This window comes from Roseovarius sp. THAF9, assembly GCF_009363715.1.
GTDB lineage: Bacteria > Pseudomonadota > Alphaproteobacteria > Rhodobacterales > Rhodobacteraceae > Roseovarius.
This window is the reverse complement of sequence record NZ_CP045404.1, coordinates 458742-477695: the sequence shown is the minus strand read 5'-3', so window position 1 is coordinate 477695 and position 18954 is coordinate 458742. Positions and strand designations below refer to the sequence as shown.

Here is an 18954-nt window from a genome sequence, read left to right as displayed (position 1 = left end):
ATGCCCAACGCGAAAACGGTCAAGGATTACATCCGCACCATCGTCGATTTCCCGCATGAAGGCATCATGTTTCGCGATGTCACCACACTCTTTGCCGACCCGCGCGGGCTGCGGCTTGCGGTGGACCAGCTCCTGCACCCCTATGCAGGCATGGCAATCGACAAGGTGGTGGGGCTCGAGGCGCGCGGCTTCATCCTCGGCGGCGCGGTGGCGCACCAGCTGGGCAAGGGGTTCGTGCCCATCCGCAAGAAAGGCAAGCTGCCCGGCAAGGTGATCTCGGAAGAGTACCAGTTGGAATACGGCGAGGCGATCGTCGAGATCCACGACGACGCCATAACCCCCGGTGAAAAGGTTCTGCTGGTCGATGACCTTCTGGCGAGCGGCGGCACGGCCGAGGCCGGGATCAGGCTGATCGAACGGCTCGGCGGCGAGATCGTCGGCTGCGCCTTCGTCATCGACCTGCCCGATATCGGCGGCCGCGCCCGGCTCGAAGCGCTCGGCATGGATGTCCACGCGCTATGCGCGTTCGAGGGTGACTAAAGCTCTTCGTACCAGTCGTCGATGATCTTCACGGCCTCTTCCGCTGTCTCGACGAACTGAAAGAGATCAAGGTCCTCGGCGCTGATCGTGCCTGCGTCCGACAGGGCCTCCCAGTTAATAATCCTGCGCCAGAATTCCTCACCGAACAGCAGGAACGGTACCCGCTTCATCCGATCGGTCTGGATCAGGGTCAGTGCCTCAAACATCTCGTCCAGTGTGCCGAACCCGCCGGGAAAGCAACAGATCGCCTTGGCCCGCATGAGGAAATGCATCTTGCGGATGGCGAAGTAATGGAAGTTGAAGCACAGGCCCGGCGTCACGTATTCGTTCGGCGCCTGCTCATGCGGCAACACGATGTTCAGCCCGATCGAGGTGCCCCCCGCATCGGCAGCCCCCCTGTTGCCCGCCTCCATCACGCCGGGCCCGCCGCCCGTGGCCACGACGAACTCGCGCCCGTAGCTTTGCATCGACTTCTCGGTCAGCATCTTCGCAAAGCTGCGCGCCTCGTCGTAGAAGCGAGACAGCTCCGCCAGCGTCTCGGTGCGTGCGGTGTCCTTGACCGCCGGTTCGGGAATGCGCGCGCCGCCGAACAGGACCACCGTGCTTTCGATGCCGCGTTCGTTCAGGATCATCTCGGGCTTCAGCAATTCCAGCTGCAAACGCACGGGCCGCAACTCGTCCCGGCAGAGGAAATCGTCGTCGGCAAAGGCCAGCCTGTACGCGGGCGCACGGGTCTGTGGCGTGTCGGGCACCTGTGCGGCGGTGCTGCGGTCGGAATGCGCATCCCGGAACTGGCTATTGCGGTCGTCTTTCATCCTGCACTTCCCTGTTGGGTTCGTTTTCTCAGGCGTATAGGGTTCCGCACGATTTGCCTAGCCACGGGCACGTGCGAAAGGGGTCGAAATGGACTGGAAAACCGAGATTGCCGCCGCGAAATTCCGCATCGCCCCGCACCTGCGCCGCACCCCGGCGGCCGAGATGTCGGGCTTCGGCCTCGACCACCCCATCGAGGTCAAGCTGGAGCACACCCAGCACACCGGCAGCTTCAAGCCGCGCGGGGCCTTCAACACCCTTCTGTCACAGGACGTTCCCAAGGCCGGGCTGGTCGCGGCCTCGGGCGGCAACCACGGCGCGGCAGTCGCCTTTGCCGCCGCCAAGCTGGGCCATCGCGCCCGCATCTACGTGCCTGAAATGGCCGGACCCGCCAAGATCGCGCTCATCCGCGACCAGGGCGCCGACCTGCACGTGGTCGAGGGCGCCTATTCCAACGCTCTGGATGCCGCCCGCGAGTACGAGGCCGAAACCGGCGCGATGCAGATCCACGCCTACGACGCGCCAGCCACCGTGGTCGGCCAGGGCACCTGCATGGCCGAGTGGGAGGACCAGGGGCTGAGGGCCGACACCATCCTGATCGCGGTGGGCGGCGGCGGGCTGATTGCAGGGGCGCTCGCGTGGCTCGACGGGCGTCGCAAGGTCGTGGCCGTCGAGCCGGAAACCTGCGCCGCGCTCAACGCCGGTCTCAAGGCCGGCAAGGGCGTCGATGTCGAGGTCTCTGGCGTCGCCGCCAACGCGCTCGGCGCCCGGCGCATCGGCTCGATCTGTCTTGAGCTCGCGCAGCAGAACGGCGTGACCGCCGTGACCATGGATGACGACGCCATCACCGCCGCCCAGCACGCGCTCTGGAAAGACGCCCGTCAGCTTGTCGAACCCGCCGGCGCCACCGCGCTCGCGGCCTTGACCAGCGGCGCCTACCGGCCCGAAAAAGATGAACGGGTTGCGGTACTTGTCTGTGGCGGCAACCTCGCACCGGACCCGCTCTCGGCGGATTGACGCCCGTTTTTCCACGGTGCCTTACCGCCCGGGAACACCCTCCGAAATCCTTGCGTTGAGGCCTCAGTGTGCCGGTGGGCATCCCGTCCGTACGGCAAGAATATGTGAGTGAGGAGGACTACCCATGAAAAAGCGACTTCTGAGCCTGACCCTTGTCAGCACGCTCGGCGCAGGCGCCGCGATGGCGGATGTCGACGCCACCGCCGTGACCGACCTGAACCTGCGCGCGGGCCCCAGCCCGGCACAGCCCGTGATCGACGTCATTCCCAATGCCGGTGCGGTCAGCATCCAGGGCTGCATCGAGGCCAGTTCCTGGTGCGAGGTCAACTATAACGGCACCGAGGGCTGGGCCTATGGCGACTATCTCGCCGCGTCCACCGATGCCGGCTCGGTCCGCGTGATCGAAAACCGCAGCGCCATGAACCTGCCCACTGCCACCTACGAGTACAGCGAGGCCGACTCCGTCGCAGCAGGCGGCGCCATCGGCACGGTGGTCGACGATACATACGTCACCCCGGTGACCCCGGCGGACAACACGGTCGTCTACGTGCGCGACAACCCGATGGAGCCGATCTATCTCGATGGCGAAGTCGTGACCGGCGCACAACTGCCCGCGGCGGTTGGCCTGCAACCTGTCCCAGATACGGAGTATCGCTACGCCTACGTGAACGGCGTGCCGGTGCTGGTCGAACCGGCAGAGCGCCGCGTGGTCTACGTGGTACGCTAAGACCGATCCACAAGGATATGACGATTGGCGGGTGTCCCGGGACGCCCGCCTTTTTCGTGCGCCCGTGAATGAAGCTGCCGCTAACGCCCCGCGTCGCGTCGCATTGCGGTCCACCCCATCCGCCAGTATAGGGCATTCCAGCACAACACGACCTGCCACGGGAGCACGCCAGACATGTCCAACGCACAGCTTGAAACAGCCATCGAGTCCGCATGGGAAAACCGCGATCAGATCACGCCCAGCACAGGCGGCGAAACCCGCGAGGCGATCGAGGATACGCTCAACGCCCTCGATAGCGGCAAACTGCGCGTGGCCGAACGGCAGGACAACGGCGACTGGCACGTCAACCAGTGGGCCAAGAAGGCCGTTCTGCTGGGCTTCCGCCTCAAGGACATGGAGCCGCAGGCAGGCGGCCCGCAGGGCAGCACCTGGTGGGACAAGGTCGACAGCAAGTTCAAGGGCTGGGGCGACACCGAATGGAAAGAGGGCGGCTTTCGCGCCGTGCCGAACTGCATCGTGCGCAAATCGGCCTATATCGCGCCCGGCGTGGTGCTGATGCCGTCCTTCGTGAACCTCGGCGCTTACGTGGACGAGGGCACGATGGTCGACACCTGGGCCACCGTCGGCTCCTGCGCGCAGATCGGCAAGGGCGTGCACCTGTCGGGCGGCGTCGGCATCGGCGGCGTGCTGGAACCGATGCAGGCCGGCCCCACGATCATCGAGGACAACTGCTTTATTGGCGCCCGCTCCGAGGTCGTCGAAGGCTGCATCGTGCGCGAAGGCTCGGTGCTTGGCATGGGCGTCTATATCGGCAAATCCACCAAGATCGTCGACCGCGAAACCGGCGAGGTCTTCATGGGCGAGGTTCCCCCCTACTCGGTCGTCGTGTCGGGCTCGATGCCCACCAAGAACAACCTCAACCTCTATTGCGCCGTCATCGTCAAGCGCGTGGACGAACAGACCCGCTCCAAGACCGCCATCAACGAGCTGCTGCGTGACTAAACCCTGCGCGGCAGACCCGGCACGAGGTCCCTCATGGCCAAAGACCCTGACAAGAAGAAACCCCAGCAGGTCTTCACCCTGCTGGTCGAAATCGGCCGCAAACAGGGCGACGGCCTGCCGGACACCGCCACTGGTGCCGCGCTGGTGATCTATGCCTCCGGCGTGGACGAGGCCGAGGCGGTGCGCGAAACCGTGGCGATCCTGAAACAGGCCGACACCGCACCGCTGGATGTCTCGGGCTATGGCACGCTCGACGAGCGACTGGCCGAGGGCCACGAGATCAGCGACGACGAGAAAGTACTGATGCAACGTGTTCTGGACGAAAACGCCGTGATCGTCGCCCAGATGACGCCCTTCTACGACTGACCCTCCGCGCGGTTCACGCCGCGCGGCTTGTCGCCAGCGTCACTGCCTCGAACGGTTTAAGAACCGGCCAGACCGGCTTGGCGTGCTCGGGCAGGCGGTTGCGGTCGAAATCGGCCAGAATACTCGCGGCGATCGCCTCGGGCTTGCGCCGCATCCGACCAATGTAAAGGCTCTCCAGCGCACATCCTGCCGCCAGCACGGCCTCGTGCCCGGGCAACAGCAGATGGTGATAGCTCACAAGGTCCGGACCCTTGGCCTGAAACGCCGAGCGGTCGTTCACCAAGTGCCGCGCGGGGACCAGCACCGCCTCGCGGCCAAACATATATTCCACCTCGCTGCCATGCATCACCAGCCGTTGCTGCGGCGACACCACGATATCCTGCGTCAGCTTGAAATAGGGCGCACGCAAGCGGATGGGCCGGAAACTGCCGCGCGCGGGCACGGTCCGCTTGACCACCTGCAAGACCGGCACGCGCTGGCCATCATCCGTTACCACGATGTCGCCGCGCCGGATCTCGCCCGCCGGGCGTTCACCGCGGTCGGTCATGATCGGCACCTGCGCCGTCAGTGCGGGCAAGGGCCCCACCGGCTCGATCTTGTCCGACAGCGCCAGGAACGTCACCTCCTCGTCCACCTCGAAATTGCAGCCATGCGCGAAGATGGCGTTCAGATCATCGACCGGCAGCGGCAAGGTGGCATTCAGCGCCACAGTCTCCACCTGGTCGGTCTCGGGCCGCTCCAGCGTCAGCCGTGCCCAACCTTCGGCGCTGTCCCACGAATAGGTCAGCCGCAAGATGTCCAGCCGCCCGTCGTTCTTCAACGGCAGGGTGCCATGGCAGATGTCGTCGCCCTGCGCATCCACCAGCACGATCCCGCCCTGCGGCAACGCCTGGATCGTGAACAATCCGGGCATCGGCCATGTCCGCCGAAACGCCAGCAAGGTCTGCGGCCGCGTCTCGGCCGAGATGCGGGTCTCGACCACCAGGCTACCCCGGTGCAACACCCGGTCCGCGCCGGTTTCCGTCAGCCGCGGGTCCGCCTTGAACCAACCGTCGTTGCCATCTCGAAGTCCAATCCAGCCCATTGTCACGCCGCCCATTTCTTGGACAGGATCTGCGCCTCGTAACCGCGCAGCATCCGTCGTGCCGCGGGGCTGTACCCCTCGGCGGTTTCCGGGTCGATTTCGGGGAACAGGGTGCAGATTTCTTCCAGCACATCGGCCTCGAAACTGTTCTTGATCTGCGGTCCGGGCAAAAAGCTTTCGGTCGGCAGCCCTTCGGACATGATCACCTGGTGCCGATCAAACAGCAGGTGAAAGTAATCCACACTCTCCACCTCGATGCGCCGCACGCTGCGGTCGTTGACCAAGTCCTTGGCCGCCACCAGCACCTCGCGCTCGCCGAACAGCAGCTCGGCCAGGCTGTCGCGGATCAGCACCCGGTGCAGCGGCGACAGCCAAAGCTCGCCATGATCGCCAAACGTGCCTGCCAGGATGCGGATCGGCGCATAGGGCCCGGCACCCGCCACCTCGCGGTGGCCGACCCAGCGCAGTGGTTGCAGGCCCTCATCCCGTGTCGCCACCAGGTCTCCCACCCGCAGGTCCTCGACTTGCACCTCGCCGCGTTCGCACAGGATGCGTGACCCGCGCACGAAACACGGGATCGAGTTCAGCGTGACAAAGCCGGTGTCGCTCTGCCCGTTCGTGCTCTCTACCGTGTAGGTGAAATTGACTTCCTCGACGTCGCCGTCCCCGACGACCGTGATGGTGCCGTCCGCGTTCAGCTGCACCGTCTGGCCCGTGGCCAGCGTGACAGTGCTGCCCGCGACGACGTTTTGACCGTTGATCTGCGTGATCGTCAGTGCGCCGGCGGTGTTGTTTACGTCGTTGTCCAGAACATCCAGCGTCTTCGATCCTGTGGGAAACAGGTTCGACGTGTCGTCCTGCGCCACCAACGTTGTCTGCACGCTGTCGCCCGCGATGATCAGCGTCGAATCGTAGTTTGCGTCCGTCACGTCCGCGATCCCGATCCGGATCGAGTTCACGTCGCCAGAGTTAACCGGGATCGTCAGGGTCATCGTGACGGTAAAGCCGTCCATCTCGGTGTTGTACTGGTCCGAGGTGTTGTCGACGAAAAGGTTGGCGTTGGACCCGGCATTCAGGTTGTTGGGGTCGATATCCCCGTCACCCACGCTTAGCGGCACCTGTGTGCCGTTGATCCAGACACCGACGAAATCCTGGAACGCGCCGGTCGCGTATTCGGGAAATTCCTCCGACGCGAAGACGAACTGCATCGTCATTACGTCGCCGGTCGGAATGAAATCCACGTCCAGATAGGACGCATCGTATGTATTGGTACCCGCGGCCGCGTTGAAGAGCGGATCGTTGTTCGGCCCGCTCGAGCTTGTCGTGGTGCTCGCGGACTGGTTCGAGTTGGTCGACCACCAAGGCGAGTTGTTGGTAAATCCTCGCAAGTCACCGGTCGAGAACATCACACCGCTGTCCGAGGGCATCACTCCCGGCGAAATCGTGTCACCCTGTGTATATATTCCAGAGGAATCATTGTCGCCTGTATAGGACGCTGACACCACCTGAACACCGTCGCCGAATATGGCGTTCGCCATCTCGGTCGCGGACGCACCGCGATCTATCGGGATTTCGACACCCCTGACCATACTGCCCACCTCATGTACGTCCAAGGTCAGCACACGCCAAGAATCGGCTTTTCCGGTGGTCCGGTCTGACACGCCGCAGCTTGTTTTTTTGCGCTTGCTGACGTGTCGGGCGATTTGCCCAGCTGCTCTTTTGCCCTGCCTCGGGTCATTTATTAAGGATTGATTAACACGTTTTTTTCGCCTTGTTAAGAAATTCCGTCACCGATCATGCCCCGAGGACAAACTTTTTTCCGGGCGCGGGTTTGCGGTTACAAACCGTGCAGGCTAGGTCTGTCGAAAATTCACAGGATACCCCAAATGCCGCAGAACTCCGCCCCGACCGACCCCGTCGACCTGACCGCGCAACTGGTGCGCTGCGCTTCGGTCACCCCCGAAGAAGGCGGCGCACTGCAACTGCTTGAACGTCTGCTTTCCAACGCGGGCTTCACCTGCACCCGCGTGGATCGCAACGGCATCGCCAATCTCTATGCGCGCTGGGGCGACAAGAACGCCACCCGCAGCTTCGGCTTCAACGGCCATACCGACGTGGTGCCGGTGGGCGACGCCGATGCATGGACCGCCGATCCCTTCGGCGCCGAGATTCGCGACGGCCAGCTTTGGGGCCGGGGGGCCACCGACATGAAATCCGGCGTCGCCGCATTCGCCGCCGCCGCCATCGACTTCGTGCAGGACGCACCTCCCGAGGGCGCGGTGATCGTGGCCATCACCGGCGACGAGGAAGGCGATGCACGGGATGGCACCGTGGCCCTGCTGGACTGGATGGCGCAGGAAGGCGAAGCGATGAGCGCCTGCCTCGTGGGCGAACCCACCTGCCCCGAAACCATGGGCGACATGATCAAGATCGGCCGCCGGGGCTCGTTGTCCGCCTGGATCACCCTCACCGGCGTGCAGGGCCATTCCGCCTACCTCCACCGCGCCTGCAATCCGCTGCCCGCCATGGCGCGGCTGGCCGACCGCCTGTCCTCACACACGCTGGACGAAGGCACCGCCCACTTCGATCCCTCCACGCTGGCCGTGGTGACCATCGACACCGGCAATCCGACGACCAACGTCATTCCCGAAAGCACCCGGATGACCGTCAATATCCGCTACAACGACGCGCATAGCGGGGACAGCCTGACCAACTGGCTGCAATCCGAACTCGATGACGTCTGCGAAGCGTTCGGCGTGCGCGGCGACATGCAGGTCAAGAACTCGGGCGAAAGCTTCCTCACCCCGCCCGGCCCGCTGTCGGATCTGGTTGCACGCGCGGTCGAGTCCGAAACCGGCGTCACGCCCGTCCTGTCCACCAGCGGCGGCACCTCGGACGCGCGCTTCGTCAAGGATCACTGCCCGGTCGTGGAATTCGGCCTCGTGGGCCAGACCATGCACCAGGTCGACGAGCGGGTCGAAGTGGCGCAGATCGAGCAGTTGAAGGCGATCTATGCCCGCATCCTGAAAGACTATTTCGCGTGATCCGGCAACAGCTTGTCATCATGCTGAAAGACCCGCGCCCGGGCCAGGTTAAAACCCGCCTGGCCCGCGATATCGGCCCAGTCGCTGCCACCTGGTGGGTCCGCCACCAGACCGCCCGCCTGCTGCGCCGCCTGCGCGATCCGCACTGGAACCTCGTGCTGGCCGTCGCCCCTGACGTGGCGGGCCTCACCAGCCGCGCCTGGCCTGCCGATCTTGAGCGCATGCCCCAAGGCCCCGGCGACCTTGGCGCCCGCATGGCCCGCGTCATGCGGACCCGTCCGCCCGGGCCCGTCTGCATCGTCGGCGGCGACATTCCCGGCATCACCCGCGCTCACATCGCCCGCGCCTTTGCCACGCTCGGACGGCAGGACGCGGTCTTCGGCCCGGCCCCCGATGGCGGCTACTGGCTGATCGGGATGAAACGCACCCGCGCCGTGCCCACGATTTTCCTGCAAGGCGTTCGATGGTCCACCCAGCACGCGCTGGCCGACAGCAGGGCGAGTTTGCCGGGCGCGCGCATCGGTCTTGTCGATACGTTGCAGGACGTGGACACGATCGAGGACCTGCAAGCGCTGTGACCGGTTTCGCCGCGGGCAAGGCCCGCGTCGACCTGCAGGGGGTTTCACCCCCCAGACCCCCGAGAGTATTTCCGGCAAGAAAAAGAAGGTGGGGCGGGCCGCGACGGCAATCTTCGCATGGAACGCCCCCCACCTTCGTGCTAGGTGCCCTTGCATGAGCGAATTGCCCTCCAAATCACAGGTCCTGCAATGGATCTCTGACAATCCGACCCTGACCTCCAAGCGCGACATCGCCAAGGCGTTCGGCATCAAGGGGGCGGCGCGGATCGACCTCAAGCGCATCCTGAAGGAGCTCGAGGCCGAGGGGCACCTTGAGAAGCGCAAGAAAACCTATCGCGACCCCGACAAGCTGCCCCCGGTCAGCGTGCTGCAGGTCAGTGACCAGACCCCGGATGGAGAGCTTCTGGCGCGCCCGCTTGAATGGCATGGCGAAGGCGTGGAGCCTGTCGTCCTGCTGATCCCCCGCGCCAGTGACCCCGCGCTCGGCCCCGGCGACCGCATTCTGGGCCGGCTGCAAGAGGTCAAGGGCGAGGCGCATCATTATGAGGCGCGGCTCATCCGCCGGATCGGGACCAATCCGCGCAAGGTCTTGGGCATCTTCAAAAAAACCGCCGGGGGCGGGCGCATCCTGCCGATCGACAAGGGCGACGGCAAGGAATGGCTGGTCGCGCCCTCCGCCACCGGCGGCGCCAAGGATGGCGAGCTGGTCGAGGCCGAACAGGCCGGGCCCAAGGGGCGCATGGGCCTGCCACAGGCCCGCATCCTGGACCGATTGGGCGACCCCTCCGCGCCGAAGGCCGTGTCGCTGATCGCTATCCACCAGCATGGCATTCCCGACGATTTCCCCGACGACGTCATCGCAGAGGCCGACGCGCAGAAACCGCAAGGCCTCAAGGGCCGCGAAGACCTGCGCGACCTGCCGCTCGTCACCATCGACCCGGCGGACGCCCGCGATCACGACGATGCCGTCTGGGCCCACCCCGACGACGACCCCAAGAACGAGGGCGGGCATGTCATCTGGGTCGCCATCGCCGACGTTGCCTGTTACGTCACCCCCGGCTCGGCCCTCGATGCCGAGGCCCGCAAGCGCGGCAATTCCAGCTATTTCCCCGACCGGGTCGTGCCGATGCTGCCCGACCGGCTGTCCGGCGACCTCTGTTCGCTGCACGAAGGTGTACCGCGCGCCTGCATAGCCGTGCGGATGCAGATCGACGCCCACGGGACGAAGATCGGCCACCGCTTCGTGCGCGGCCTGATGCGCTCCGCCGCGTCGCTCACCTACCAGCAAGTACAGGCCGCTCGCGACGGCACCCCGGACGACAAGTGCGGGCCCCTCATGGACGAGGTTATCGACCCGCTTTACGAGGCCTTCGCCGCCCTGCAAGAAGCGCGCAACAACCGCCAGCCGCTCGATCTCGACCTGCCCGAACGCAAGGTCGTGCTCAGCGACGAGGGCAAGGTCACCTCCGTCAACTTCGCCGACCGCCTCGATGCCCACAAGCTGATCGAGGACATGATGGTTCTGGCCAATGTGGCCGCCGCCGAGACGCTGATCGCCAAAAAATCCCCCCTCCTCTTCCGCGTCCACGAAGAGCCGCCGCCAGAGAAGCTCGACACCCTGCGCGACGTGGCCGAGGCCGCAGGCCTGACGCTGGCCAAGGGGCAGGTGCTGAAGACCGCTCACCTCAACCAGCTGCTGCACGGCGCGGCGGGCACCGACCACGTCGAGGTCATCAACCTCGCCACCCTGCGCTCGATGACGCAGGCCTATTATGCCCCGTCGAATTTCGGGCATTTCGGCCTTGCACTGCAATCCTACGCGCATTTCACCTCGCCCATCCGTCGCTATGCCGACCTGATCGTACACCGCGCCCTCATATCGGCGCATGGCTGGGGCGAGGACGGCCTGTCGAAATCCGACGAGGAACGCCTGCAAAGCATCGGCGAACATATCTCGGAAACCGAGCGCCGCTCGATGATGGCCGAACGCGACACCAACGACCGCTATCTCGCCGCCTTCCTTTCCGAACGTGTGGGCGAGGAGTTCACCGGGCGGATCAGCGGCATCGCCAAGTTCGGCGCCTTCGTCCGGCTGGACGAGACCGGCGCGGACGGCCTCATCCCGATGCGCGCGCTTGGCAACGAGTATTTCCACCTCGACCGCGACCGCGGCACCCTGATGGGGTCCGACACCGGCATGGTGATCGGCCTCGGCCAGCGCGTCGTCGTCCGCCTCAGCGAGGCGGCGCCGGTCACCGGCGGTCTCGCGCTCGACCTCGTGCGGCTCGATGGCAAGACGATCACGCCCAGCGGTTCGGACACGCCCCGCAAGGGGCGGGGCCGCGGCAAGCCCAAGGGCGGGCGCGGCGGCCCCAAGCGCAAGCTGGCGCGCGAAAAGCACAAGTCAGACAAGACCAAGCGCAAGGTCTCACGCAAGCGGCGTTAAACGCTCCCCAACAGCCAGACCATGTAAGCACCGTAGGCCGCCAGCAGCACAGCCCCCTCGCGCCGGTCGATCCGAGCTCCGGTAAAGGCGAACACGACGAACACAACCGCTGAGCCCACCAGCACGGCCAGATCTACCCCCGTGATCGGCAAGGGTGCGGCCATCGGCACCACCAACACCGTCGCCCCCAGTATGCCGAGGATGTTGAAGATATTGCTGCCGATGATGTTCCCGAACGCCACCTCGCCCTGCCCCTTGCGGGCCGCCAGCACCGAGGTCACCAGCTCCGGCATCGACGTGCCGATAGCCACCACCGTCAGCCCGATTACCGCGTCGCTCATCCCCAGCATCTGCGCCAGTCCCACGGCCCCGGATACCAGAAACCGCGCCCCGGCCAGGATCACCACCAGCCCGATCAACAGCCCCAGCGCCGCACGCCCCGCCCGCACCGGCGCTTCGGGTAGCAAATCGCCTTCCGCGGCATACACCTCGCCCGCCGCCGTCGGCCCCTTGCGCTCGGCCATAAACGTAAACGCCAGATAGCCCGCCAGCGCCAGCACGAGGCCCAGCCCGGCCATGCGCCCCATCTCGCCGCTCAGCACCAGCGCCGCGCAGACCAGCGTTGCGCCCAGCATCACCGACCCATCCCGCGCCAGCGCCTTCCGCGCCACCAATATGGGCGAGATCAGCGCCGCGATCCCCACGATCAACAGCGTGTTGCCGATATTGCTTCCCACCACGTTGCCCAGCGCGATCCCCGGCGCACCGACCCACGCGGCCTGCAAGCTGGTCACCAGCTCCGGGGCAGAGGTGCCGAACCCCACGATGGTCAGCCCGATCACCAGAGGCGACACGCCCAAGCCCCGCGCCAGCTGCACCGCGTTCCGCACCAGCAATTCACCGCCGAGGATCAGGCCCGCCAGCCCGGCGATCACGAAAATTATATCCACTTGAGAAACTCCAGCCCCGCGCATCCGGCGCGTGTTCCGGGAATCTGAGCAGCAATGCGCCCACTTCAAGACGGCCTGCGAAAATTACCCCTGCCGTGACAGGATCATCGCATCCCATGATTCCAAACCCTGCTGACAATTTCTGTCACAATGTGGCAGCATACTCCGCGCCATGACCCGGACCGAACGCCTTTTCAAACTGATGCAGGCCCTGCGCATCGTGCCGCCCCCTGCCACGGCGCAGGCGCTGGCGGACCGGCTCGACGTGACCGCCCGCACGGTCTATCGCGATATCGACGCCCTGCGCGGGCTTGGCGCGGTGATCGACGGCGCGGCGGGCTTCGGCTACCGCCTGATCGAGGACGCCGCCCTGCCCCCGCTCAACTTCGACGAGGACGAGTTGGAGGCGCTGGTGCTCGGCCTGCGCGAGGTCGAAGAGGTGGGCGACAGCACCCTCGCCGACGCCGCGCAATCGGCCTTGGCCAAGCTGCGCGCCCGCTTGCCGCAGGCCCAGGCGCACCGGCTGGATCACGCCGTGCTCTCGGCCCGCCGCTTTACCCCCCTGCCGCAATCGGGCGTCGACACCGCCCGCCTGCGCCGCGCCACGTGGGAGGAAAAGACCATCCGTTTCGATTATTCCGACGCCGAAGGCCGCGAAACCAAACGCGACGTTGACCCGCTTTCGGTCGTCCTCATGCAATCGTCGCTCTGTCTTCTGGCCTTTTGCCACTTGCGCGGCGATTTCCGCGCCTTCCGTCTCGACCGGATGCGTGGCCTCGAGCTCACCGGCGCGTCCTTCCGGCCCCGCCGCGCAATTCTTCTGCGTGAATGCCTTGCCGCCATGACCTGCGACACTGGCGAACAAACGGCATAACGAACGGCGACACTTCGCCCGGCCTCATCATTGAACGCTTTTGAAACACTCTGTTTCAGGCTATGATCCAATCAAACCCATCCAAAAGGGGCGAGCAATGTTTGTCAGGTATCTCTTTCCAGTTCTGGGCGCGGCGTTTCTATCGGGCGGCGCGGCGGCCACGGCCCTCGAATCCTCGATCCGGCCCGTCGCACGGCCAGCCGCAACACAGGCAGCCACGCCGACGCCACAGGTCACGCTGGTCGCCGTTTCAACGAAGTCCCTGCGTCCGAAATTGCGCCCCGAAGCCTTGAGCGACGGCACCGGCGACACGCAGGTCACCCGCGTCTCCAACCCTGCCTTCGACAACTGGGTCCGTTCGTTCCGTGGTCGCGCCCTGTCGCGCGGGATCAGGGCGCAGGTTTTCGACGCCGCCTTCCAGGGCATCAACTATAACGCGGACGTGGTCTCGAAAGACCGCAACCAAGCCGAGTTCAAACGCCAGATCTGGGATTACCTCGACAGTGCCGCCTCGCCCGAACGCGTCAGCATGGGCCAGCGGGCTCTGCGCCGCCACCGCCGCGCCCTGAACCGGATCGAACGGGCCTACGGCGTCGAGGCCGAGGTCGTCACCGCCGTTTGGGGTCTCGAAAGCAAGTACGGCACCCGCATGGGCGACATCCCCGTGATCGAGGCGCTCTCGACGCTGGCCTTCGACGGCCGCCGCGGCGCCTTCTTCGAAAAACAGCTGATGGCCGCGCTGAAGATCCTGCAGAACGGCGACACCACGCCGCGAAACTTCACCGGCTCGTGGGCCGGTGCGATGGGCCACACCCAGTTCATTCCCACGTCCTACGAAGCCTACGCCGTGGACTTCACCGGCGACGGGCGCCGCGACATATGGTCGGATGATCCCTCCGACGCGCTCGCCTCCACCGCCGCCTATTTGAAACGCTTCGGCTGGCGCAAGGGCATGCCCTGGGGCGTCGAAGTGCGCGTGCCCAATGGCGCCCGCTTCGGCAATACCAAGCGGATGCCGTCGCAATGGGCCGCGCAGGGCGTCGTCGGCGTCGATGGCCGCCCGGTGCGCGACTACGGCTCGGCCCGGATTTTGCAACCGGCGGGGCCTGCCGGCGCGTCTTTCATGGTCTTTTCCAATTTCGACGTGATCAAGCGCTACAACAATGCCGACGCCTACGCGATCGGCGTCGGGCACCTGTCGGACCGCATCAAGGGCGGCCCCGCGATCCAGGCCAGCTGGCCGCGCGGCTATACGCCGGTCAGCTTCGAGGAACGCAAGGAAATCCAGCGCCGGCTCAAGCGCATGGGCTATCCGCTGGAAAAGATCGACGGCATCATCGGGCCCAACACCGCGAAGTCGATCATGGGCTTCCAGCAAAGCGCGGGCATGAAGGTCGACGGCTACGCTTCGCGCGAAGTGCTCAACCGCCTGCGGTCGCGCTGACCACGTGCACCCGCCCCGGAATGCGCAGCGCGCCATCCGGAGTCTCGAACGCTTTGAAGTCCTCGCGCAGTTTCGCCGCCACGGCGGCGAACTCTTCGCGCCCGCCGCCCATCTCCTTGACGATCCGCCCCGCAGGCCCCTCGCGTGACGCGAAGGTGGCGTTCTGCTCCAGGTCGCCAATGGGCGTCAGTGTGATCTCTTCCGTGGTCAGCCCAATCCCTTCGAACCCGGCCTGCCCCAGAATGTCCCGCACATAATCCGCCTCTGAAAATGCCATCGGCCCCGGCGCGCGCGGGTCCTGCGGTGGCGGCGCGCCCACCACGGCCTTTGCCGCCTCGGCGGGGATGCGAAACCACGGGTTGCCGTCCATCCCGGCCCAGCACACGAAGGTCATGCGCCCGCCCGGTTTCAACGCGCCCCGCATATTGGCGAAGGCCGCCACCGGATCGGCAAAGAACATCACGCCAAAGCGTGACACAAGGTGATCCGCCGCCATGTCCCCGAACGTGTGCACCTGCGCATCGGCCAAAAGGCAGGTCGCATTGGTCACGCCCGCTGCTTGCAGCCGCTCTTTCGCCAATTCCAGCATCGGCCCCGACACGTCCAGCCCGGTCACGTGGCCGCCCTCGCGCACGACTTGCGCCGCTGCGATCATCCCCGCACCGGTGCCACAGCCGACATCGACCACGCGGGCCCCGGCCTGCAATCCGGCCCGGTCCAGCAAAAGGTCCAGAACCGGCGCCATCAGCCCGTCGAACATGGCCTGCTCACGCACCCAGACCTCGCCGGCCTTGCCGGACCAGTGTTCGGCCTGATCGGTATTGACGATCGCACTCATTTCGCGCGTTCCGCGGCCATCACGCACAGGATCTCAAACATGATCGACACTCCCAGAAAGGCCGTGTTCCCGCTGGCATCGAATGGCGGCGACACTTCGACCATGTCCGCGCCCACGATATTGACGCCCGCAAGTTCCCGGCAGACCTGCAACGCCTCGTACGAGTTTGGCCCGCCCACCTCGGGCGTGCCGGTGCCGGGCGCAAAGGTCGGATCGACGAAATCGATGTCATACGAGATATAGGTCGGTTTACCCCCCACGATCTCCCGAGCCTCGGCCATCACGTCGGCGACCCCACGCTCGAAAAACTCCTCGATCAGGATCAGGCGAATGCCCTCCGCGCGGGCGAAATCGCGGTCCTCGGAATCGTACATCGTCCCCCGCAGCCCGATCTGCACCACCCGCTTGGGGTCCAACAGGCCTTCCTCCACCGCGCGGCGGAAGGGCGTGCCGTGGGTGTACATCTGCCCGTTGAAATAGCTGTGGAAGAGGTCCGTATGGCTGTCGAAATGCACCATGCCCAGCGGGCCGTCCTTGGCCACCGCGCGCAGCACCGGCAGGCTGGTCAGGTGATCGCCCCCCGCCGTCAGCGGCGTGATCCCCGCATCCACCACACCTTTGTAGAAGGTCGTGATCCGCTCCATGCTGTCCGCGATATCGGCGGGGTTCGGCCCCACATCGCCCAGATCGGCACAGTTCAACGCCTCGAAGGGCCGCACGCCGGTCACCGCATGCTGCGCTCGGATCATCGTGGACGCATCCCGCAACTGCCGTGGTCCATGCCGCGGACCGGGGCGGTTGGTCGTCCCGCTGTCCCAAGGCACCCCGATGATCCCCACATCCACGTCGCCATACCGCGCATGATCCGGCAGCAGATGCGGCAGCCGCATGAAGGTCGGCACACCGGCGAAACGCGGCAGTTCGAACCCCGAAACGGGTTGAAAGAACGGGTCACTCATGGCTTTGTCTCCAATCTCTTGCGAGCCGTCACCGGCCCGTCCCCCTGCGCCTCAATCCGCGCGATGGCCTCTTGCAATGGTTCATAAGCGACGGCCATGTGATGGGCATTGGCATGCAACAGCGTCTCGGGGTCAACCACCCAGGCCACATGCCCTTTCCAGAACAGCAGATCGCCACGCTGCAACGGCGCATCTGCGGGCAGCGCTTCACCAAGCTCCGCCTCTTGCATGTCGCTGTCACCGGGGCAGGCCACGCCGCAAGCAAGGCACCCGACCTGCACCAACCCCGAACAATCGATCCCCAGCGCCGAGTTTCCGCCCCACACATAGGGCGTGCCCACAAGCCGCTCTGCCACGCCCACCGGATCGGCTTCGACCGCGCGGGCCACGCGCAAATGCATCGCCGGCACGTACATCCGGCCCTCCGGTACTAGGATCTCGGCCCAGCGCCCCTCGGTGCCGGTCACGCTCACCCAAGCCCCAAGGCTCAGTGCAAGCTGCTCGGTCTTCGCCTTGAAATCCGGCTCCCCCAGCGCATAGGACATCCGCGCATGCACAACGTGGTTCGGCGGTCCATTCGGCAAGGCAAGATCACCGGCCGCGATATATCCCGCATAGCCGTCGCGCAGCGCATAGCCAAAGACCCAGCCATCGCGCTCTTCCAGCTGGCGCACACCCTCGCCAAAGACCAGCTCACGCTCGCGCTTACCGTCCGGCTCCGACAGGATCGGCGTGACGGGTACGATCACCTGCCGGTCCTCGCCTTCTACGAACAAATCCGCCTCGACCTGTCCCAGAAGGCCCGCATCGGCCACGCGGCCGTTGGAATGCAGCCGCCGGCGGTCGGTCACAGCGTCAACACCTCGGGCAAAGCCTCCAGCAGCGCCCGTGCACCCATACCGACACCGCCTTTGGTACGGCCCGGCGCGGCACTCTGGTTCCAGCCGTATATGTCGAAATGCGCATATCGCGTGCCACCGGCGAACCGCCGCAGGAACAGCGCCGCCGTGATCGCACCGGCAAAGCCGCCCTTGGGCGCGTTGTCCAGATCGGCAATGCCCGGCTCGATCATCGCCTCATAGGGCTCGTGGAACGGCAGACGCCAGACAGGGTCCGCCACGTCCTGCGCCGCCGCGTCCAACGCGCCGGACAGCACGCCGTCATCGGTAAAGTAAGGCGCGATATCCGGCCCCACCGCCACCCGTGCGGCCCCGGTCAGCGTCGCCATCGAGATCATCAGATCCGGCTCGTCCTCCGCCCCAAAGCTCAGCGCGTCTGCCAGCACCAGCCGCCCCTCGGCGTCGGTGTTGTTGATTTCCACCGTCATCCCGTTGCGGGCGGTCAGGATATCCCCGGGCCGGAACGCATTTCCGCTGACGGAATTCTCCACCGCCGGGATCAGCACGCGCAGGCGCACCGGCAGCTTCAGCGCCATGATCATCCGGGCCAGGCCCAGCACCGTGGCGGCGCCGCCCATGTCCTTCTTCATCAGGCCCATGCTGGCCCCGGGCTTCAGGTTCAGGCCCCCGGTGTCGAAACACACGCCCTTGCCCACCAGCGTCAGGTTGGGCCCCGTATCGCCCCAGCGCATGTCGATCAGCCGGGGCGCCTGATCGGCGGCGCGTCCCACGGTGTGGATCATCGGGAAATTCTCGTCCAGCAGCGCCTCGCCGCGAATGACCTCGATCTCCGCGCCCTGCTCCCTGGCCAGGTCGGCGCAGGCGGCCTCCAGTTCCACCGGCCCCATGTCCGACGCGGGCGTGTTGATCAGGTCGCGCGTCAGCGCCTCGCCGACGGCAATCGCCTGCAGCCGGGCCGCATCGACCCCCTCTGGCGCCACCAACGTCGCCTTGGCGGGTTTCTGATCCTTGTAGCGGTCAAAGGCATAGCCCGCGAACAGCCAGCCCAGCGCCTCTTCCGCGGCCCGCTCCGGCGCCAGCCCTTCCAGGCGATAGACACCCTCGGGCAGGCTCGCGGCCTGCGCGGCAAGGTGAAACCGCCCCCGCTTGCGCGCCGCCTCGGTGCCATAGCCTGCCAGCGCCATCTCCGGCGCGCCATTGCCGTCCGGCACCAGCAGCGACTGGCCCAGCCCGCCGGTGAACCCCGCCGCCGGCACCCATGTCGCCACGTTGGCGGACTGGCCCGACAGCCAGTCCTCCAGCGCGTCCTGTTCAATCACGTGAAGCGGAAGGGCATCGGCCCCGTCCGGTGCAAACTCAAGCGGCATGGCGCATGTCCCGGGATGGTTTCGTTCCCGGTCAGCCTAGCCTTA

At 65.8% G+C, this 18954-nt stretch carries 18 protein-coding genes; 10 read left to right on the top strand and 8 right to left on the bottom strand.

Translation table 11 applies throughout. From position 1 onward, the window contains the following. Complete coding sequence (locus FIU86_RS02360; RefSeq protein WP_152473612.1) at positions 1-540, top strand: adenine phosphoribosyltransferase; 540 nt, start codon at positions 1-3, stop codon at positions 538-540. Here FIU86_RS02360 and FIU86_RS02355 read toward each other — a convergent pair. Continuing rightward, the gene (locus FIU86_RS02355; protein WP_152473611.1) at positions 537-1355 is read right to left on the bottom strand and encodes an LOG family protein; all 819 of its coding nucleotides are present in this window, start codon (positions 1353-1355) and stop codon (positions 537-539) included. The two genes, FIU86_RS02360 and FIU86_RS02355, sit on opposite strands and share 4 nt — an antisense overlap. An 88-nt stretch (positions 1356-1443) precedes the next feature. Here FIU86_RS02355 and FIU86_RS02350 point away from each other — a divergent pair, with 88 nt between their 5' ends. The 4 genes from FIU86_RS02350 (at position 1444) to FIU86_RS02335 (ending at position 4465) form a co-directional block, all read left to right on the top strand. Further along, a complete protein-coding gene (locus FIU86_RS02350) occupies positions 1444-2370 on the top strand; it encodes a threonine/serine dehydratase (RefSeq protein ID WP_152473610.1) in 927 nt (308 codons plus the stop codon). Positions 2371-2494: 124 nt separating this feature from the next. Further along, positions 2495-3097: a DUF1236 domain-containing protein gene (locus FIU86_RS02345; RefSeq protein WP_152473609.1), complete on the top strand. Its 603-nt coding sequence runs from the start codon at positions 2495-2497 to the stop codon at positions 3095-3097. A gap of 174 nt (positions 3098-3271) precedes the next feature. Then, positions 3272-4099 carry a 2,3,4,5-tetrahydropyridine-2,6-dicarboxylate N-succinyltransferase gene (gene dapD / locus FIU86_RS02340; RefSeq protein ID WP_152473608.1) on the top strand — a complete coding sequence of 276 codons (828 nt, stop codon included), beginning with the start codon at positions 3272-3274 and terminating at the stop codon, positions 4097-4099. Between the two features lie 33 nt (positions 4100-4132). Beyond that, positions 4133-4465 (top strand): hypothetical protein, encoded by a 333-nt coding sequence (locus FIU86_RS02335; RefSeq protein WP_152473607.1) that lies wholly within the window; start codon positions 4133-4135, stop codon positions 4463-4465. 13 nt (positions 4466-4478) lie between these two features. Here FIU86_RS02335 and FIU86_RS02330 read toward each other — a convergent pair whose 3' ends face one another. Together FIU86_RS02330 and FIU86_RS02325 are read right to left on the bottom strand one after the other, a co-directional pair. Then, positions 4479-5549, bottom strand: coding sequence for a Hint domain-containing protein (locus FIU86_RS02330; protein WP_152476877.1), 1071 nt, complete (start codon positions 5547-5549; stop codon positions 4479-4481). Between the two features lie 2 nt (positions 5550-5551). Next, entirely contained in the window at positions 5552-7138 is a 1587-nt protein-coding gene (locus tag FIU86_RS02325) for a Hint domain-containing protein (protein WP_152473606.1), read from the bottom strand. A gap of 297 nt (positions 7139-7435) precedes the next feature. Here FIU86_RS02325 and dapE point away from each other — a divergent pair, with 297 nt between their 5' ends. The 3 genes from dapE (at position 7436) to rnr (ending at position 11617) form a co-directional block, all read left to right on the top strand. Further along, complete coding sequence (dapE, locus tag FIU86_RS02320; RefSeq protein WP_152473605.1) at positions 7436-8593, top strand: succinyl-diaminopimelate desuccinylase; 1158 nt, start codon at positions 7436-7438, stop codon at positions 8591-8593. Beyond that, the gene (locus FIU86_RS02315) at positions 8593-9171 is read left to right on the top strand and encodes a TIGR04282 family arsenosugar biosynthesis glycosyltransferase (protein ID WP_152476875.1); all 579 of its coding nucleotides are present in this window, start codon (positions 8593-8595) and stop codon (positions 9169-9171) included. Before dapE ends, FIU86_RS02315 begins: the two co-directional genes overlap by 1 nt. 154 nt (positions 9172-9325) lie before the next feature. Next, positions 9326-11617 (top strand): ribonuclease R, encoded by a 2292-nt coding sequence (gene rnr / locus FIU86_RS02310; RefSeq protein WP_152473604.1) that lies wholly within the window; start codon positions 9326-9328, stop codon positions 11615-11617. Here the strand turns inward: rnr and FIU86_RS02305 are convergent. After that, a complete protein-coding gene (locus FIU86_RS02305) occupies positions 11614-12567 on the bottom strand; it encodes a calcium/sodium antiporter (RefSeq protein WP_254703922.1) in 954 nt (317 codons plus the stop codon). The two genes, rnr and FIU86_RS02305, sit on opposite strands and share 4 nt — an antisense overlap. Before the next feature lie 172 nt (positions 12568-12739). Here FIU86_RS02305 and FIU86_RS02300 point away from each other — a divergent pair, with 172 nt between their 5' ends. Next, on the top strand, positions 12740-13441 hold the full coding sequence (locus FIU86_RS02300; protein WP_152473602.1) for a YafY family protein: 702 nt from the start codon (positions 12740-12742) through the stop codon (positions 13439-13441). Between the two features lie 97 nt (positions 13442-13538). Further along, positions 13539-14885 (top strand): lytic murein transglycosylase, encoded by a 1347-nt coding sequence (locus FIU86_RS02295; protein WP_152473601.1) that lies wholly within the window; start codon positions 13539-13541, stop codon positions 14883-14885. Here the strand turns inward: FIU86_RS02295 and FIU86_RS02290 are convergent. Genes FIU86_RS02290 through FIU86_RS02275 form a run of 4 tightly spaced genes read right to left on the bottom strand, consistent with a single transcriptional unit; the run spans position 14863 to position 18909 of the window. Next, complete coding sequence (locus tag FIU86_RS02290; RefSeq protein WP_152473600.1) at positions 14863-15723, bottom strand: class I SAM-dependent methyltransferase; 861 nt, start codon at positions 15721-15723, stop codon at positions 14863-14865. The genes FIU86_RS02295 and FIU86_RS02290 overlap by 23 nt on opposite strands. Further along, positions 15720-16682, bottom strand: coding sequence for an agmatinase (speB, locus tag FIU86_RS02285; protein ID WP_152473599.1), 963 nt, complete (start codon positions 16680-16682; stop codon positions 15720-15722). Before speB ends, FIU86_RS02290 begins: the two co-directional genes overlap by 4 nt. After that, positions 16679-17533 (bottom strand): C40 family peptidase, encoded by an 855-nt coding sequence (locus FIU86_RS02280; protein WP_152473598.1) that lies wholly within the window; start codon positions 17531-17533, stop codon positions 16679-16681. The genes speB and FIU86_RS02280 overlap by 4 nt, the downstream gene beginning before the upstream one ends. Beyond that, positions 17530-18909 (bottom strand): M17 family metallopeptidase, encoded by a 1380-nt coding sequence (locus FIU86_RS02275; RefSeq protein WP_152473597.1) that lies wholly within the window; start codon positions 18907-18909, stop codon positions 17530-17532. The genes FIU86_RS02280 and FIU86_RS02275 overlap by 4 nt, the downstream gene beginning before the upstream one ends. Positions 18910-18954: the final 45 nt, after the last annotated feature.

Bases quoted from the DNA above. Each gene is read 5' to 3' on its own strand.
- FIU86_RS02360 (WP_152473612.1), top strand. From the start codon at position 1: ATGCCCAACGCGAAAACGGTCAAGGATTACATCCGCACCATCGTCGAT.
- FIU86_RS02355 (WP_152473611.1), bottom strand. From the start codon at position 1,355: ATGAAAGACGACCGCAATAGCCAGTTCCGGGATGCGCATTCCGACCGC.
- FIU86_RS02350 (WP_152473610.1), top strand. From the start codon at position 1,444: ATGGACTGGAAAACCGAGATTGCCGCCGCGAAATTCCGCATCGCCCCG.
- FIU86_RS02345 (WP_152473609.1), top strand. From the start codon at position 2,495: ATGAAAAAGCGACTTCTGAGCCTGACCCTTGTCAGCACGCTCGGCGCA.
- dapD (WP_152473608.1), top strand. From the start codon at position 3,272: ATGTCCAACGCACAGCTTGAAACAGCCATCGAGTCCGCATGGGAAAAC.
- FIU86_RS02335 (WP_152473607.1), top strand. From the start codon at position 4,133: ATGGCCAAAGACCCTGACAAGAAGAAACCCCAGCAGGTCTTCACCCTG.
- FIU86_RS02330 (WP_152476877.1), bottom strand. From the start codon at position 5,549: ATGGGCTGGATTGGACTTCGAGATGGCAACGACGGTTGGTTCAAGGCG.
- FIU86_RS02325 (WP_152473606.1), bottom strand. From the start codon at position 7,138: ATGGTCAGGGGTGTCGAAATCCCGATAGATCGCGGTGCGTCCGCGACC.
- dapE (WP_152473605.1), top strand. From the start codon at position 7,436: ATGCCGCAGAACTCCGCCCCGACCGACCCCGTCGACCTGACCGCGCAA.
- rnr (WP_152473604.1), top strand. From the start codon at position 9,326: ATGAGCGAATTGCCCTCCAAATCACAGGTCCTGCAATGGATCTCTGAC.
- FIU86_RS02300 (WP_152473602.1), top strand. From the start codon at position 12,740: ATGACCCGGACCGAACGCCTTTTCAAACTGATGCAGGCCCTGCGCATC.
- FIU86_RS02295 (WP_152473601.1), top strand. From the start codon at position 13,539: ATGTTTGTCAGGTATCTCTTTCCAGTTCTGGGCGCGGCGTTTCTATCG.
- FIU86_RS02290 (WP_152473600.1), bottom strand. From the start codon at position 15,723: ATGAGTGCGATCGTCAATACCGATCAGGCCGAACACTGGTCCGGCAAG.
- speB (WP_152473599.1), bottom strand. From the start codon at position 16,682: ATGAGTGACCCGTTCTTTCAACCCGTTTCGGGGTTCGAACTGCCGCGT.
- FIU86_RS02275 (WP_152473597.1), bottom strand. From the start codon at position 18,909: ATGCCGCTTGAGTTTGCACCGGACGGGGCCGATGCCCTTCCGCTTCAC.